The organism is Stenotrophomonas sp. ZAC14A_NAIMI4_1, from assembly GCF_003086915.1.
Classification (GTDB): Bacteria; Pseudomonadota; Gammaproteobacteria; order Xanthomonadales; family Xanthomonadaceae; genus Stenotrophomonas.
This window is the reverse complement of record NZ_CP026002.1, coordinates 2,499,833-2,516,250: the sequence shown is the minus strand read 5'-3', so window position 1 is coordinate 2,516,250 and position 16,418 is coordinate 2,499,833. Positions and strand designations below refer to the sequence as shown.

12 protein-coding genes and 3 rRNA genes (1 of these 15 cut by a window edge) are annotated in these 16,418 nt (G+C 66.5%); 9 read left to right on the top strand and 6 right to left on the bottom strand.

Features of this window, described 5'->3' with window-relative positions; genetic code table 11:
- The 3 genes from C1926_RS11435 to rrf (C1926_RS11425) all read left to right on the top strand — a co-directional run.
- Positions 1–1,688 (top strand): 23S ribosomal RNA (locus C1926_RS11435); it begins 1,193 nt to the left of the window's first position.
- Positions 1,689–1,814: 126 nt separating this feature from the next.
- Positions 1,815–1,929: ribosomal RNA gene (gene rrf / locus C1926_RS11430) — 5S ribosomal RNA — on the top strand.
- A 495-nt stretch (positions 1,930–2,424) separates the two neighbouring features.
- Positions 2,425–2,539 (top strand): 5S ribosomal RNA (gene rrf, locus C1926_RS11425).
- Between the two features lie 330 nt (positions 2,540–2,869).
- Here rrf (C1926_RS11425) and C1926_RS11420 read toward each other — a convergent pair.
- From C1926_RS11420 to hemH, 3 genes are all read right to left on the bottom strand, one after another.
- Complete coding sequence (locus tag C1926_RS11420; protein ID WP_108759271.1) at positions 2,870–4,972, bottom strand: methyl-accepting chemotaxis protein; 2,103 nt, start codon at positions 4,970–4,972, stop codon at positions 2,870–2,872.
- Between the two features lie 310 nt (positions 4,973–5,282).
- Positions 5,283–6,128, bottom strand: coding sequence for an alpha/beta hydrolase (locus C1926_RS11415; protein ID WP_108759270.1), 846 nt, complete (start codon positions 6,126–6,128; stop codon positions 5,283–5,285).
- A complete protein-coding gene (hemH, locus tag C1926_RS11410) occupies positions 6,125–7,087 on the bottom strand; it encodes a ferrochelatase (protein WP_108759269.1) in 963 nt (320 codons plus the stop codon). The genes C1926_RS11415 and hemH overlap by 4 nt, the downstream gene beginning before the upstream one ends.
- Before the next feature lie 165 nt (positions 7,088–7,252).
- Here hemH and C1926_RS11405 point away from each other — a divergent pair, with 165 nt between their 5' ends.
- The 4 genes from C1926_RS11405 (at position 7,253) to tatC (ending at position 9,674) form a co-directional block, all read left to right on the top strand.
- Positions 7,253–8,137 (top strand): YSC84-related protein, encoded by an 885-nt coding sequence (locus C1926_RS11405; protein WP_079224369.1) that lies wholly within the window; start codon positions 7,253–7,255, stop codon positions 8,135–8,137.
- 74 nt (positions 8,138–8,211) lie between these two features.
- Positions 8,212–8,439, top strand: a complete 228-nt coding sequence (tatA, locus tag C1926_RS11400; protein ID WP_108759268.1) for a Sec-independent protein translocase subunit TatA — start codon at positions 8,212–8,214, stop codon at positions 8,437–8,439.
- A 15-nt stretch (positions 8,440–8,454) separates the two neighbouring features.
- Complete coding sequence (gene tatB / locus C1926_RS11395) at positions 8,455–8,928, top strand: Sec-independent protein translocase protein TatB (RefSeq protein WP_108759267.1); 474 nt, start codon at positions 8,455–8,457, stop codon at positions 8,926–8,928.
- Positions 8,925–9,674 carry a twin-arginine translocase subunit TatC gene (gene tatC / locus C1926_RS11390; protein ID WP_079224364.1) on the top strand — a complete coding sequence of 250 codons (750 nt, stop codon included), beginning with the start codon at positions 8,925–8,927 and terminating at the stop codon, positions 9,672–9,674. Before tatB ends, tatC begins: the two co-directional genes overlap by 4 nt.
- 80 nt (positions 9,675–9,754) lie before the next feature.
- Here tatC and C1926_RS11385 read toward each other — a convergent pair whose 3' ends face one another.
- Genes C1926_RS11385 through C1926_RS11375 form a run of 3 tightly spaced genes read right to left on the bottom strand, consistent with a single transcriptional unit; the run spans position 9,755 to position 13,265 of the window.
- Positions 9,755–10,666, bottom strand: a complete 912-nt coding sequence (locus C1926_RS11385; RefSeq protein ID WP_108759266.1) for a BPSS1780 family membrane protein — start codon at positions 10,664–10,666, stop codon at positions 9,755–9,757.
- Between the two features lie 51 nt (positions 10,667–10,717).
- Entirely contained in the window at positions 10,718–11,464 is a 747-nt protein-coding gene (locus C1926_RS11380) for a glutamine amidotransferase (protein ID WP_108759265.1), read from the bottom strand.
- A complete protein-coding gene (locus C1926_RS11375; RefSeq protein ID WP_108759264.1) occupies positions 11,436–13,265 on the bottom strand; it encodes a GspE/PulE family protein in 1,830 nt (609 codons plus the stop codon). Before C1926_RS11375 ends, C1926_RS11380 begins: the two co-directional genes overlap by 29 nt.
- 83 nt (positions 13,266–13,348) lie before the next feature.
- On the opposite strand from C1926_RS11375, the gene glyQ reads away from it, so the two are divergent.
- Together glyQ and glyS are read left to right on the top strand one after the other, a co-directional pair.
- Positions 13,349–14,260: a glycine--tRNA ligase subunit alpha gene (glyQ, locus tag C1926_RS11370; protein WP_079224358.1), complete on the top strand. Its 912-nt coding sequence runs from the start codon at positions 13,349–13,351 to the stop codon at positions 14,258–14,260.
- Between the two features lie 82 nt (positions 14,261–14,342).
- Positions 14,343–16,418, top strand: coding sequence for a glycine--tRNA ligase subunit beta (gene glyS, locus C1926_RS11365; protein WP_108759263.1), 2,076 nt, complete (start codon positions 14,343–14,345; stop codon positions 16,416–16,418).

Here is a 16,418-nt window from a genome sequence, read left to right as displayed (position 1 = left end):
TGAAGGTGGATTGAGAAGTCTGCTGGAGGTATCGGAAGTGCGAATGCTGACATGAGTAACGATAATGCGGGTGAAAAACCCGCACGCCGAAAGCCCAAGGTTTCCTTGCGCAACGTTAATCGGCGCAGGGTGAGTCGGCCCCTAAGGCGAGGACGAAAGTCGTAGTCGATGGGAAGCAGGTTAATATTCCTGCACCTCGCGTAAGTGCGATGGAGGGACGGAGAAGGTTAGGTGTACCAGGCGTTGGTTGTCCTGGGGAAAGGCGGTAGGTTTGGATCTTTGGCAAATCCGGGATCCTTTAAGACCGAGCACCGAGACGAGCCTTTATGGCGAAGTCACTGATACCACGCTTCCAGGAAAAGCTCCTAAGCTTCAGCTTACGCAGACCGTACCGTAAACCGACACAGGTGGGTAGGATGAGAATTCTCAGGCGCTTGAGAGAACTCGGGTGAAGGAACTAGGCAACATGGCACCGTAACTTCGGGAGAAGGTGCACCCTTTTTGGTGGCTCGTGCGAGCTATAGCTGAAGAGGGTCGCAGTAACCAGGCCGCTGCGACTGTTTATCAAAAACACAGCACTCTGCAAACACGAAAGTGGACGTATAGGGTGTGACGCCTGCCCGGTGCTGGAAGGTTAATTGATGGGGTCAGCCGAAAGGCGAAGCTCTTGATCGAAGCCCCAGTAAACGGCGGCCGTAACTATAACGGTCCTAAGGTAGCGAAATTCCTTGTCGGGTAAGTTCCGACCTGCACGAATGGCGTAACGACAGCGGCGCTGTCTCCACCCGAGACTCAGTGAAATTGAAATCGCTGTGAAGATGCAGCGTTCCCGTGGCAAGACGGAAAGACCCCGTGAACCTTTACTATAGCTTTACACTGAACGTTGAGTTCGTCTGTGTAGGATAGGTGGGAGGCTATGAAACTGTGGCGCTAGCTGCAGTGGAGCCATCCTTGAAATACCACCCTGTCGTGCTTGACGTTCTAACCTGGGCCCATTATCTGGGTCGGGGACCGTGTATGGTGGGTAGTTTGACTGGGGCGGTCTCCTCCTAAAGAGTAACGGAGGAGCTCGAAGGTACGCTCAGCGCGGTCGGACATCGCGCACTGTGTGCAAAGGCATAAGCGTGCTTGACTGCAAGATCGACGGATCAAGCAGGTAGGAAACTAGGACTTAGTGATCCGGTGGTTCTGTATGGAAGGGCCATCGCTCAACGGATAAAAGGTACTCCGGGGATAACAGGCTGATACCGCCCAAGAGTTCATATCGACGGCGGTGTTTGGCACCTCGATGTCGGCTCATCACATCCTGGGGCTGTAGTCGGTCCCAAGGGTATGGCTGTTCGCCATTTAAAGTGGTACGCGAGCTGGGTTCAGAACGTCGTGAGACAGTTCGGTCCCTATCTGCCATGGGCGTTGGAGATTTGAGAGGGGCTGCTCCTAGTACGAGAGGACCGGAGTGGACGAACCTCTGGTGTTCCGGTTGTCACGCCAGTGGCATTGCCGGGTAGCTATGTTCGGAAGCGATAACCGCTGAAAGCATCTAAGCGGGAAGCGCGCCTCAAGATGAGATCTCCCGGGGCACAAGCCCCCTGAAGGAACCATATAGACTATGTGGTTGATAGGTCAGGTGTGTAAGTACAGCAATGTATTGAGCTAACTGATACTAATGATCCGTGTGGCTTGACCATATAACCTCAAGTTGCCTTGGCTTTACGACAACGTCGTAAGAGCATCCAAGTGCACGCTACGTCACAAGAACTATGCGAGGCTGGCGCCTTGTCCCTCCGGGACGAGTGCGACTCTCCAAAAGCCTCCCTGGTGAAATTAGCGCTGTGGAACCACCCGATCCCATCCCGAACTCGGAAGTGAAACGCAGCTGCGCCGATGGTAGTGTGGCTCAAGCCATGCGAGAGTAGGTCATCGCCAGGGTTTACACCCGAGAACCCCGCTGCATGCGCAGCGGGGTTTTCCTTTTTTTGCAGGTACCTGGTTTTGACCTGGACTTGCAGCAACCACTTCACGAAGAGCTTCAAGTTCCTCAAACAAGTTGTTGACAAAGCTGAAAGGCCTGCCATAATAGGCGGCTCGCAACGACGAAAGACCTTCGGGTCCAACGCCGAAGCAGCATCGGCAACAACGTCCACTCCGGTGAGACGGCCTTGAAAAAAGGTGTTGACGAAGCGGAAAAGCCGGCTATAATGGGCGGCTTCGCTACGAAGGAAACTTCGCAGCACACGGGAACGGCGCTGAGGCCACTTCCCAGGATCTTTGAAAGTATGCGCAGGTATCTTGTGAAGGCGCCTGCAGGAAGGATGATTGTCCATCTTGCAGACGTTTGATCAAGCAACTATTAATTGTTTTAAAGCAAGCGATACGTTGCCAGCATCAATCATCTGCAGCTTTAAATTTTGATCCAAAAGCCTCCCTGGTGAAATTAGCGCTGTGGAACCACCCGATCCCATCCCGAACTCGGAAGTGAAACGCAGCTGCGCCGATGGTAGTGTGGCTCAAGCCATGCGAGAGTAGGTCATCGCCAGGGTTTATACCCAAAAACCCCGCTGCTTACGCAGCGGGGTTTTTTCTTTGCGCGTGATTGATCACGCCGCACCCATGAACTGCATGCAGCAACACCGGTAGTGCCGGCCGCTGGCCGGCACAGGCGCGGCGTCCGCGCCTGCAGGAAGGGCGGTGCCAACCAAGGTTGGCATCTACCAGAGCACCGCTGCGCGTGGATGGGGTGGCCCCATGTAGATCCACGCAACGCGGTAGTGCCGGCCGTTGGCCGGCATAGGCACAAGCACGGCAACCGCGTCCGCGGAAGGCAAGGTGCCAACCAGGGTTGGCACCTGCCCATCGCAACTGCCCGGCCTCAGGCCAGCGCCACGTCCCGCGTTTCCTGCTGGCGGAACACCGCCACCGCTTCACTCAACGTGCCCGCCTGTACCTGCAGTTCGCGTGCGGCGGCAGTGGCTTCCTCCACCAGAGCCGCGTTCTGCTGCGTCGCCTGGTCCATCTGCACGACCGTCTGGTTGATCTGCTCGATGCCGCTGGACTGCTCCTGCGAAGCAGCGGAAATCTCCTGCATCAACGCACTCACGCTCTGCACGCCGCCGACGATGCCCTGCATGCGCTGCCCGGCATCTGCCACCAGCTGCGCGCCGGCTCCCACTTCACGGCCGGCTTCGTCGATCAGTTTCTTGATCTCCTGCGCGGCCGCCGCCGAGCGCTGGGCCAGCACGCGGACCTCACTGGCCACCACGGCGAAGCCACGTCCCTGCTCCCCTGCGCGGGCAGCTTCGACGGCGGCGTTGAGGGCCAGGATGTTCGTCTGGAAGGCGATGCCATCAATCACGCCGGTGATGTCACCGATGCGCCGCGACGCCGCCTCGATGGCCTGCATGGTGTCGACCACCCGCTGCATCGCCTGGTTGCCGTCGTTTGCCGCGTCCTGTGTGGTCGCGGCCAGATCACTGGCCTGGCGTGCATGGCTGGCGTTCTGCCGCACCGTGGCAGTCAGCTCCTCCATCGACGCCGCGGTTTCCTGCAGGTGCGCGGCCTGGCGCTCGCTGCGCTCGGACAGGGCATCGTTGCCGGCGGCGATCTCACTGGCGGCGCCGCGGATGGCCCCGGCGCTGCGCTGGATGCGGCCGACCATGCGCGCCAGCTGGGTCGCGGTGGCGTTGGCATCGCGCTGGATGGCGGCGAAGGCGCCGTGGTACTCGCCTTCCATGCGGCGGTCCAGCTCACCGCGGGCCAGTGCGGCCAGCATCTGTCGAACCTCTTCGACCGTGCCACCCACCGTGGCCATCAACTGGTTGATGCCACCGGTCAGGCCATCCAGGAAGCTGGTCCCCTCGCTGGCCTGCAGGCGCTGTTCGAGGTCGCCGGCGGCCGCGGCCGCAACGATGCCGGCCACGGCGTTTTCCAGCGTCAGCTCATGGGTGCGGTCATGCCATTCCACGGCAAAGCCGAGCCGGGTGCCCTGGGCATCGAACACCGGGGTGACGACCTGGGCGAAATGCACCGGCCCGATCTGGATCTTGCCGTTGTGGGTGACCTGCAGGCCGTTGAGGATGGCGCGGATGCGCTCGGGGTTGGCGTGGAAACGATGGATGCTGCTGCCGACCAGCTGCTCGGCATCGAAATCGGGGAAGGCCTGGCGCAGCGTCGCCTGCTGGTTGCGCAGCAGGGCCACCACCGAACGGTTCACGTAGCGGATCACGTGGTCGTTGTCGGCGATCATCATCGCCGTGCGCGAGACATCCAGTGCCTGGCGGATCTGCGCGTTGTCCGCATGCGCCTCTGCCTGCCGCTCCCGCTGCGCCTGCACGTGGCGGGCGGTATCGGCCAGTGCATGGGCGAGCGAACCTGCGGCGTAATCCTGCAGGTTGCTGTGCGCGGACAGGTCGGCGCTGGTGGCGATGGCGCGGGCCAGCGCAGCCAGTCGCTTCGGGCCATGGCCGAGCGCTTCGCTCTGCTGGCGCAGGCGTGCTGCGGTCTGCCCGAGCACGATGGCCAGCGCGGCCAGCGCTGTGGCGTGCAGCACGGCCGGCAGTATCGCCGCGCCCTGCAGCATCGGCAGCAGCAGGACGATCACCCCGACCCCGCCGGCCAGCCACAACGGCGGGCGATCACGGTGGCCGAGCAGCGCGGCCAGCAGGAGGCCGATCGGCAAGGCCGGGTTGAGACCACCGAGGTGACAGAGCAGGGCCAGCTGCGTGGCAACGATCACGGCCAGGCCGTTGCGGGCCAGCGCACTGCCCGCGTGCGGGCCGCCCAGCCACGCGGCGGGCACCACCACGGCCGCCGCCAGCACGCCGGCCAGGCCGCCGTGGCCACTCAATGCAGCGCCAAGCCCGAGCAGGGCCATGGCAGCGCTGCCCAGCAGCAGGCGGCGGTCAGCACGCCGTGCCAGTTGCTGCAGGTAGGGAAGGCGGCCCTGGTCGGGCGGGCGGGGGGATGCAACGGACATCGACGACTCCTGGATCAACGAACGGCAACGGCCCCGCGCACCGGCACGCACGACGGCGTGGTGATGGCAGGGCCAGGATTGCGCAGGGGGAAAAGGTGCGGATGGCAGGCGCCGGGGCCACGTCCTGTGGGCGGCGGTGCGGACAGACAGGCATGCGGGCTTCCTTGCAGGACCACGAACAGCCGCAGGCCCGACCGGGCCCGCGTACAGCGGGCGCAGGGGCCCGCAACTGTTCTATCGGCCGTGCACGCGTGGAGTGAAGCGCGCGCGGCCGTCCTCGCTCAGCCGCCGTTGCGTTGGAGCATCGCCATCAACTGGCGAGGAAGCCGTTGATGACCCCGGCGATCTGCGCCGGCTGTTCCATGTGCAGGTGGTGGTTGCCCGGGAACACGGCCAGGCGGCCATCGCGCAGGTGCTGCAGGCGCTGGCTGCGACCCGGCTCGGGATAGTAGGACTGTGCCGGCGTGGCGTAGATGACCTGGGTGGGGCAGGCGATGGCCTGCAGCAGGTTGTCGATCTGCCCTTCGCTGAGGCGGATGGCGGTGGGCAGCATCAGCCGCGGGTCGCTGCACCAGCGGTAGCCGCCTTCGACCGGCTCGACGCCGCGCTCGACCAGCAGGCGGGCACAGCCCTCGCTGAGCTGGTTGGTCATCATCCGCGCGCGGATCGGCGCGGCCAGTTCGGGGAATACCCGCAGCTGCTTCCGGGCCAGGGCGCGGGTGGCCGTTACATGCTCGCGCAGGCGGTCGGCGGTTTCTTCTTCCGGCCCGCGCAGGCCGCCCAGTGCTTCGATGGCGATCAACCGCTCAACCCGGTCACTGACCGCCGCAGTGAGGCTGGCGATGCCGGCACCCATCGAATGGCCCATCAAGGTGAAGCGGTCCCAGCCCAGCGCGTCGGCGACATCGAGCACGTAGGTGATCGCTGCCGGCGTGGTGTAGACCGCGCCCGTCGGCAGGTGTGCGCTGTGGCCGTGGCCAGGCAGGTCGATGGCCACCAGGTCCAGATCGGGCAGGTGCGGGGCCAGCGGCACGAAGCTGGCGGCGTTGTCCAACCAGCCATGCAAGGCCAGCACGCGGGTGCCGCCGGCGTGGCCACCGCGCAGGCCGGCCACGCGCGCACCGGCGATGTCCATCGCGAACGGTTGCAGGCTCATGCCAGCGATGCCACGGCCAGGCGTGCCAAGGCACGCGCGTGTTCGGGCTCGGCATTCAGGCACGGGATGTAGCGCATCTGCGCGCCGCGCTCGGCCAGCGTCTCGGTGAAGCCCATCGCCACTTCTTCCAGTGTTTCCAGGCAGTCGGTGGCAAAACCGGGGCAGACCACGTCGATCTTTTTCACCCCGGCCTCGGCCAGTGCCCACAGGCTGGGCTCGGCGTAGGGCTGCAGCCAGCGTTCGCGGCCGAAGCGCGACTGGTAGCCGAGCTGCCATTCGTCGGCGGCCAGGCCCAGTGCCTTGGCGATGGCCTGCGCGCTGGCTTCGCAGCGCTGCGGGTACGGATCGCCGGCATCGGCCAGCCGCTGCGGGATGCCGTGGAAGGAGAACACCAGCTTCTGGCCACGGCCGTGCTGCTGCCAGTAGCGCTGGATGGAGCCGGCGACGGCGGCGACCCAGTCCGGATCGACCGAGTAATCCTGCACCAGGCTGATGGTGATGCCGGGATGGCGGCGCTGCCACGCATCGACGCGGTCTTCGATCGACGCGGTGGTGGTGGTCGAATACTGCGGGTACAGCGGCAGCACGACGATGCGGCGCACGCCTTCGGCGGCCAGGCGGTCGAGCTCGGCGGTGAGCGCGGGCGCGCCGTAGCGCATGGCATGGCGCACCCGCAGATTGGGCAGCAGCCCCTGCATGGCTTCGGCCAGGCGGCGGGTATGCACCATCAGCGGCGAGCCTTCCGGCAGCCACACCAGGGCGTACTTCGCCGCTGAGCGGCCGCTGCGCAACGGCAGGATCAGCCCGCGCAGCAACGGCTGCCAGAGCAGCGCCGGAATCGAGACCACGCGGGGGTCGGACAGGAATTCAGCCAGGTAACGGCGTACGGCGGGAGCCGTCGGCGTCTCGGGCGTGCCTAGGTTGACCGCCAGCACGGCGGTATCGGGTGCGTCGAGCATGGTCGATATTGTCGCCGATCCGGCGCCGCGCCGGGATGCAGGGTTTGGATCGTGTCGATGCAGGGGGTTTATCCGAATGGGCCGCGCTCATTGGATATTCATGACAACGCTACTAATTTCAGTCACTTGCTATATCTTCCTATGGACTGACTTCTGGAGCCCGCCATGCGTCGCCCGATCCAAGCCCTGCTGATCGCCGCCAGCCTGCTGTCCAGCCAGGCCATGGCCGGACCGCAGGAAGACCAGCGCGCCCGCAACGCGGTGCGTGTGCTGGCTGAAATCCAGGAAATTCCCGAGCAGGGCATTCCGGACAAATTGCTCGACGAAGGCCGCGCGGTCATCGTCATTCCCGACACGATCAAGGCTGGTCTGGTCATCGGTGGTCGCCGTGGCCACGGCCTGATGTCGGTTCGCATGCCCAATGGCGCGTGGTCGAACCCGGTGTTCATCAAGCTCACCGGCGGCAGCATCGGCTTCCAGGCCGGAGTGCAGTCCTCCGACGTGGTGCTGGTGTTCCGCAACGACCGCAGCCTGGACAATCTCGTCAACGGCAAGTTCACCCTGGGCGCCGATGCCGGCGTGGCCGCCGGTCCGGTGGGCCGCAACGCTGCCGCCGCCACCGATGGCCAGCTGAAGGCCGAGATCTGGTCGTGGTCGCGTGCCCGCGGCCTGTTCGCCGGCGTCGCCCTGGATGGCGCGGTCCTGCAGATCGACGATGCCGCCAACCTCGATGCCTACGGCAGCAACACCACGCCGCGGATGATCTTCGAAGGGCGAGCCGCCGGTGCGCCGTCGATGGACGTGGTCGCCTTCCGTGACCGCCTGGAAGAGGCGACCTACGCCGCCCGCAACAACCGCACCGGCAACGGCAGCACGGCCAGCGCGCCGCCGCCGCCGGTCCAGGCGCCTGTTCAGGCACCGGTACCGGCCCCGGCCGAAGCAACCACCGCGCCGCTGCAGAACATGCCGCAGACCCCGCCGCCGCAGCAGCAGGGTTTCCAGCCGGTCGGCGACGGTGAGATCCGTACCGAGACGCTGGGCGGCAACTGACTTTCGTCACGCGCGCCGGCTTACAGCCGGTGCGCTATGCTCGACAGCCTGATCACTACGTAACGAGCGTCTTTATGGGCGGTTTGAGCATCTGGCATTGGTTGATTGTCCTGGCCGTGGTTCTGTTGGTGTTCGGCACCAAGCGGCTGACCAGTGGCGCCAAGGATCTCGGCTCGGCGGTGAAGGAATTCAAGAAGGGCATGCGCGACGACGACAAGCCATCGGCGCAGCTGGGCGACGAGTCGCGCAGCCAGGACGCCTCGCGCACCGCGCAGGACGAGCACGACCGCAACGCGCGTTGATCCGGAGCGGTTGCGGTGTTTGATATTGGTTTCAGCGAACTGCTGGTGATTGCAGTGGTCGCCCTGGTGGTGCTCGGTCCCGAGCGCCTGCCCAAGGCGGCCCGCTTCGCCGGCCTGTGGGTGCGTCGCGCCCGCAACCAGTGGGATTCGGTGAAGCAGGAACTGGAGCGCGAACTGCAGGCTGAGGAGATCAAGCGGCACATGCAGGACGTGCGGCAGGGCATGCAGGACACCGAGAACCAGCTGCGTGCCAGCGGCGAAGCAGTGCGCCGCGAGGCGAGCGAAGCACAGCAGCAGGGCGATGACCTGGCCCGGGAAGTGCGCGCGCCGGCCCCGGCGCAGACGCCGCCGCACCTGGCAGAAGACCCCGCGGTGCCCGCAGCGGCGCAGGACGGCGGTTCGATGCCGCCCACCTCTACCGACGTTTCCGCGGATGCGCCCACCCACCCCGTGGCCGATGCGCCCGTTCCGCCGGAGCGCCAGCCATGAGCGAACATGATTTCGGCGAAAGCTCGCTGGTCGAGCACCTGGTTGAACTGCGCGCGCGCCTGATCCGCGCACTGCTGGGCTTTGGCGTGGTGCTGCTGGGCCTGCTGCCGTTCACCCAGAAGCTTTACAACACGCTGGCCGAACCGCTGGTGTCGCAGCTGCCGAACGGGCAGACGATGATCGCCACCAACCCGGCCGGTGCCTTCTTCGCGCCGCTGAAGCTGACCTGCTTCGTCGCCCTGTTCGTGGCCGTGCCGTGGCTGCTGTACCAGCTGTGGGCCTTCGTCGCACCGGGCCTGTATGCGCGCGAGAAGCGCCTGGCGGTGCCGCTGCTGGTGTCGTCGGTGCTGCTGTTCTACACCGGCTGTGCGTTCGCCTACTTCCTGGTGCTGCCGGCGGTGTTCCACTTCCTCACCACCTTCAGCCCGGAAGTGATCGCGATCACCCCGGACGCGAACGCCTACCTGGACTTCGTGCTGGCGATCTTCTTCGCCTTCGGTGGCAGCTTCGAGCTGCCGGTGGCGATGGTGATCCTGGTGCTGCTGGGCTGGGTGACGCCGCAGCAGTTCAAGGAAGGCCGTGGCTACGCGATCGTCGGCATCTTCGTGCTGGCGGCGGTGCTGACCCCGCCGGACGTGGTGTCGCAGCTGATGCTGGCGATCCCGATGTGCCTGCTGTACGAGCTGGGCATCCATGCCGCGCGCTGGCTGGTGCCGTCTTCAGTGGTGAAGAAGCCCGCAGCCTGAAACGGGAACGCCGGGCATTGCCCGGCGTTGCGCGTTGGTCCGTTTCATCCACGCATGGCGTGGATCTACCCGGGTGCAGGTCAGGCGTGGAAGACGTCGTTCGCCGGTGCGTTGGCCGGCACCGGCGGTGCCGCGCGGTTGCCGCGGTGGACGAACATCTGCTTCCAGGCGGCATAGACCGCGCCGACATACAGCGGCATCACCACCGTGGTCAGCACCAGCTGGGCGATGAAGGCTGCCGCCAGCGGGCCGCCGATCAGCATCGTGACCTGGATGACGATGACGAACAGGATGTAACCGCAGAACGCGGCGATCAGGCCCAGCACCGCGAACACGACCATTGCCACGATGTTCTCGATGCAGCCCTGCAGGCTCAGGCGCAGCGCATGCATGCCGCTCTGCTTGTCGAACACCACCAGCGCTGGCTGGGTGAACATCGCCAGCGACAGGCCCACGGCGGTGACGAACACCAGCAGCAGCCACAGCGCGATGCGCTTGGCGGGCAGGTTGGCCACCAGGTTCGCCGCATCGTCCGGGCTGATCTGCTGGCCACTGCGGCTGATCTGTTCCATCCTGGTCATGACCTCGCTGAAGGCGGCAAAGCCTTCCCGACCGATCATCAGGTACAGCAGCACACCCAGCAGCAGCACCGCCAGCACCTGGATGGCCAGCGGCACCAGCAGGTGGCTGACGCGGTGGTCGCGGATCGGCTGCAGCAGGTGCGAGGCGAGGCCGGGACGGCCTTCGTCGATCTCACCCATCGCATACAGCATGCCGCCGAACATCACCGGCGAAATGGCCAGGGTCATCAACTGCACGGCCAGGCCCGCCGCACCCGGAATCAGGGTCGACAGCAGGGTGACTACCCAGCTGACCACCAGCCAGGTGAGGCCGATCCGGGCCAACTGCAGCGGCGCACGCCGGTACAGCGAGAACGTATCCAGCAACCACTGGGCGCCCGCCGAAGCCGGCAGCTTGCGAATCTCTTTCATGGACATCCGGGAAGGGACAGAAGGGGGCCGGGCGGTTGCCCGTGTCGCCGATTATCCCTGTTTTGCGACCGGCTGGGCTGAAGACTGCCGGGCCTGGCGGACGAAGCGGCGCAACAGCTGGCGGGCCAGGGGCGCGGCGCTGACCGCGCGCTCGATGCTGCGTGCGCAGCCGCCGTGGCGGCCGATGCAGTCGGCGCGGGCGCGGATGTAGCCACGCATGTGGTGGGTGGCGAACTCGGGGTGGAACTGCACGCCCCAGGCCTGGCGGCCCCAGCGGAAGGCGTGGCAGCCATCCAGCGGCGAGCGCGCCAGCACGGCGGCGCCCTCGGGCGCGCGCAGCACGGTCTGCAGGTGGGTGGCGTGGGCCGGGAAGTGGCTGGGCAGGCCGCCGAACAGGGGATCCTCGGCGGCGGCCGGGTCCAGCGCCAGTTCGATCGTGCCCGACTCGCGCCCGGCCGGGTTGTAGGCCACTTCGCCGCCGAGCGCATGCGCCAGCAGCTGGTGGCCGTAGCAGATGCCAAACACCGGCAGGCCATCGTGGGCCACCTGCCGCAGCCAGGCGGCGCTGCGCTCGCTCCACTCGGCATGGTCGGTGACGTAGGCGGCCGAGCCGGTCACCAGCACGCCGGCAAAGGCGCGGGCGTCGGGCAGGTGGTCGCCGTGCTCGACATCAACCACCACCGTTTCGTGTTCTTCCAGCCCGGCGGCGACGCGGATCCAGTGCGGAAAACGGCCGTAGCGCCGCAGGGACGGCACCGGGCGGCCGGTTTCAAGGATCAGGAACGGGGCTGGATTCATCCGGGGGCGGCAGGACTGACAGGACTTCCTCGATTGTAGTCAGCCCCTGCGCCACCTTTTCAAGCCCCGCCTGGCGCAGGGTTCGCAGTCCTTCAGCCTGTGCGGCACGGCCAAAAGTGGCCAGATCCATGTCCGCGCGGATCAGCCTGCGCAGCCGCGAACCCAATGGCAGCAACTCATACAGGCCGATGCGGCCGAGGAAACCGGTGCGCCGGCACTCCAGGCAACCGACCGGCCGACAGGGCGTGGCGGCATCTGGATATGCAGCATGGCTATCAGCCAGCACCGCCCAATCGGAGGGCCCGAGGGTGTGCGGCTGCTTGCAGTGCGGGCACAGGGTACGCACCAGGCGCTGGGCCAGGATGCCGTTGATGGTGCTGGCCAGCAGGTAGTGCGGCACGCCGATGTCGAGCAGGCGGGTGATGGCCGAAGCCGCATCGTTGGTGTGCAGGGTGGACAGCACCAGGTGGCCGGTCAGCGAGGCCTGCACCGCCATCTGCGCGGTCTCCAGGTCGCGGATCTCGCCGATCATGATGATGTCCGGGTCCTGCCGCAGCAGGGTGCGCACGCCGCTGGCGAAGTCCAGGTCGATGTTGGCCTGCACCTGCATCTGGTTGAACTCCGGCGAGATCATCTCGATCGGGTCCTCCACCGTGCACACGTTCACGTCCGGCGTGGCCAGCCGCTTCAGGGTGGAATACAGGGTGGTGGTCTTGCCCGAACCGGTGGGGCCGGTGACCAGCACGATGCCGTGCGGGCGCTCGACCAGGGCGCTCCAGCCGGCGGCCTCCTGCGGGCTGAAGCCGAGCTGGTCGATGCTCTTGAAGGCCGCGTCCGGGTCGAAGATGCGCATCACGCACTTCTCGCCGAAGGCGGTGGGCATGGTCGACAGGCGCATTTCGACTTCGCGGCCGCCGGGCGAACGGGTCTTGATGCGGCCGTCCTGCGGGCGCCGGCGCTCGGCCAGGTCCATGCGGCCGAGCACCTTGATGCGGCTGACCACGGCGGTCATCACCGCCGCTGGCACCTCGAACACCTTGTGCAGCACGCCATCGATGCGGAAGCGCATGCGCCCCATCTCGCGGCGCGGCTCCAGGTGGATGTCCGAGGCGCGTTGTTCGTAGGCGTACTGCAGCAGCCAGTCGACGATGTGGACGATGTGCTGGTCATCGGCGTTGACGTCACCGGCGCGGCCGAGCTCGACCAGCTGCTCGAAGCTGGGCAGGGTGGTGTTGGCTTCGCCGCGCACGTCGCCGCGGGCTCCGCGCACCGAGCGCGTGACCCCGAAGAACTCCATCGTGTAGCGGTGCAGGTCGAGCGGATTGACCATCGCCAGCTCGATCTGGCGCCGGGTCAGGTGCTGCAGGTCGCGGCGCCATTCCTGGGCCAGCGGCTCGCTGGTGGCCACCAGCACGCGCTCGGCATCCACCGCCAGCGGCAGGAAACGGTGGCGGCGGGCATAGGCGTGCGAGGCCACGGCGGTGACCGAGGCGACGTCGACGCGGGTCGGGTCGATGCGCAGGTAGCGGCAGCCGGTGCGCCGGGCGAGCCATTCGGTCAGGCGTTCCAGGTTCAGCTCGCCGCCCTCGCTGGCGGCCAGCTTGAGGTTGGACAGCAGCACCAGCGGGTGTACTTCGCTGGCGTTGCGCGCGCCCTGTGCCGAAAAACGCACGCGGTCGCGGTCACGCTCGGCGATCAGGCCATCGGCCAGTGCGGCAGCGGCCACCTGCTCGAACTGCAGGCGCCCTGGCGGCAACGGGGGCGGTGCCCCGGGCGTGCCTGCCGGCAGCCGGTGTTCCATCTGCCTGCTCCTCCCGGGTACGGAATGCCCCGCAGGTCGGCCGTTATACTAGCGCACCCCTCTGCCGGCCAAGAATCGTCCGCATGTCCGCGACCCCGACCGTTCCGATCACCTTCCAGGGCCTGATCCAGACCCTGAACCAGTTCTGGGCCCAGCAGGGCTGCGTGCTCATCCAGCCGCTCGACCTGGAGGTGGGCGCCGGTACGTTCCACCCGGCCACCTTCCTGCGTGCGATCGGCCCGGAAGGCTGGAACGCGGCCTACGTGCAGCCGTCGCGCCGCCCCACCGACGGCCGCTATGGCGAGAACCCGAACCGCCTGCAGCGCTACTACCAGTACCAGGTGGCGATGAAGCCGGCGCCGGACAACATCCAGCAGCTGTACCTGGATTCGCTGAAGGCGCTGGGCATCGACCCGCTGGTGCACGACCTGCGCTTCGTCGAGGACAACTGGGAATCGCCGACGCTGGGCGCCTGGGGCCTGGGCTGGGAAGTCTGGCTCAACGGCATGGAAGTGACCCAGTTCACCTACTTCCAGCAGGCCGGTGGCCTGGAGTGCCGCCCGGTGCTGGGCGAGATCACCTACGGTCTCGAGCGCCTGTGCATGTACCTGCAGAACTGCGACAACGTCTACGACCTGGTCTGGACCTACGGCCCGGATGGCCAGCCGGTGACCTACGGCGACGTGTACCACCAGAACGAGGTGGAGCAGAGCACCTACAACTTCGAACACGCCGACGTGGAAGAAATGTTCCACCGCTTCGACGCATGCGAGCGCGAGGCGCAGAAGCTGGTGGAAGTGAACCTGCCGCTGCCGGCCTACGAACAGGTGATGAAGGCCAGCCATACCTTCAACCTGCTCGATGCGCGCCGCGCGATCAGCGTGACCGAACGCCAGCGCTACATCCTGCGCGTGCGCGCGCTGGCCCAGGCAGTGGCCAAGGCCTACTACGAGCAGCGCGAAAAGCTGGGTTTCCCGGGCGCGAAGAAGGCCTGACGGCCGCGCTGCTTTCCAACACCCCATTGCCCCGGGGCGCCGGCCGCGTCGCGCGCTGCGCCCCCACCACAGGATTGAAACGATGAGCCAACTGTCCCCCCTGCTGATCGAACTGGGCACCGAGGAGCTGCCGGTCAAGGCGCTGCCGGGCCTGGCCCAGGCCTTCTTCGATGGCGTTGTCGACGGCCTGCGCAAGCGTGGCGTTGAACTGGAACTGGGCGATGCCCGCCCGCTGTCGACCCCGCGCCGCCTGGCCGTGCTGCTGCCCGGCGTCGGCTTGGAACAGCCCGAACAGCGCAGCGAAGTGCTGGGCCCGTACCTGAACATCGCGCTGGACGCCGAAGGCCAGCCGACCAAGGCCCTGCAGGGCTTCGCGGCCAAGGCCGGGATCGACTGGACCGCGCTGGAAAAGACCAGCGACAACAAGGGTGAGCGCTTCGTCCACCGTGCGGTGAGCCCGGGCGCGCGCACCGCCGCGCTGCTGCCGGAGATCCTGCGCGAGGCCATCGCTGCGATGCCGATTCCCAAGCCGATGCGCTGGGGCGACCACGACTGGGGCTTCGCCCGCCCGGCGCACTGGCTGGTGCTGCTGCACGGCAACGATGTGGTGGACGCCGAGCTGTTCGGCCTGAAGGCCGACCGCATGAGCCGCGGCCACCGCTTCCACCATGACAAGACCGTGTGGCTGAGCCAGCCGCAGGATTACGTGGAATCGCTGCGCGCGGCCAAGGTGCTGGTCGACCCGGCCGAGCGCCGTGAGCGCATCGTGGCCGAGGTCGAGGCCGCTGCCGGCCAGGCCGGTGGCAGCGCCCGCATCACCGAGGACAACCTGGAGCAGGTGGTGAACCTGGTCGAATGGCCGGCGGCGGTGCTGTGCAGCTTCGAGCGCGCGTTCCTGGCCGTGCCGCAGGAAGCGCTGATCGAGACGATGGAAATCAACCAGAAGTTCTTCCCGGTGCTGGATGACAGCGGCAAGCTGACCGAGAAGTTCATCGGCATCGCCAACATCGAATCGAAGGACGTGGCCGAAGTGGCCAAGGGCTACGAGCGCGTGATCCGCCCGCGCTTCGCCGATGCCAAGTTCTTCTTCGACGAAGACCTGAAGCAGGGCCTGGAGTCGATGGGCGAGGGCCTGAAGACGGTGACCTACCAGGCCAAGCTGGGCAGCGTGGCCGACAAGGTGGCGCGCGTGTCGGCGCTGGCCGAAGTGATCGCGGCGCAGGTTGGTGCCGACCCGGTGCTGGCCAAGCGTGCCGCCCAGCTGGCCAAGAACGACCTGCAGTCGCGCATGGTCAACGAGTTCCCGGAACTGCAGGGCATCGCCGGCCGCCACTACGCCGTGGCCGGTGGCGAATCGCCGGAGGTGGCGCTGGCCATCGACGAGGCCTACCAGCCGCGCTTCGGTGGCGATGACATCGCCCTGTCGGTGCTGGGCAAGGTGCTGGCGATTGCTGAACGCGTCGATACGCTGGCCGGCGGTTTTGCCGCGGGCCTGAAGCCGACCGGCAACAAGGACCCGTTCGCCCTGCGCCGCAACGCGCTGGGCCTGGCCCGCACGATCATCGAAAGCGGCTTCGAGCTGGACCTGCGCGCGCTGCTGGCCAGCGCCAACGCCGGCCTGGCCGTGCGCAACGTGCAGGCCGACGTGGCTGAGCTGTACGACTTCATCCTCGACCGCCTGAAGGGCTACTACAGCGACAAGGGCGTGCCGGCCACGCACTTCAACGCGGTGGCCGAGCTGAAGCCGGCCTCGCTGTATGACTTCGACCGCCGCCTTGACGCAATCGGCACCTTCGCGGCGTTGCCGGAAGCCGAGGCGCTGGCCGCGGCCAACAAGCGCATCCGCAACATCCTGCGCAAGGCCGAGGGCGACATTCCGGGCCAGATCGACGCATCGCTGCTGCAGGAAGACGCCGAGCGCGCGCTGGCCGAAGCGGTCACCGCAGCCATCGACGACACCGGCGCCAGCCTGCACCAGAAGGACTACGTGGCCGTGCTGGCGCGCCTGGCCCGCCTGCGCCCGCAGGTCGATGCCTTCTTCGATGGCGTGATGGTCAATGCCGAAGACCCGGCCCTGCGTGGCAACCGCCTGGCGCTGCTGACGATGCTGGGCGAGCGCCTGGGCAAGGTGGCGGCGATCGAGCACCTGTCGAGCTGA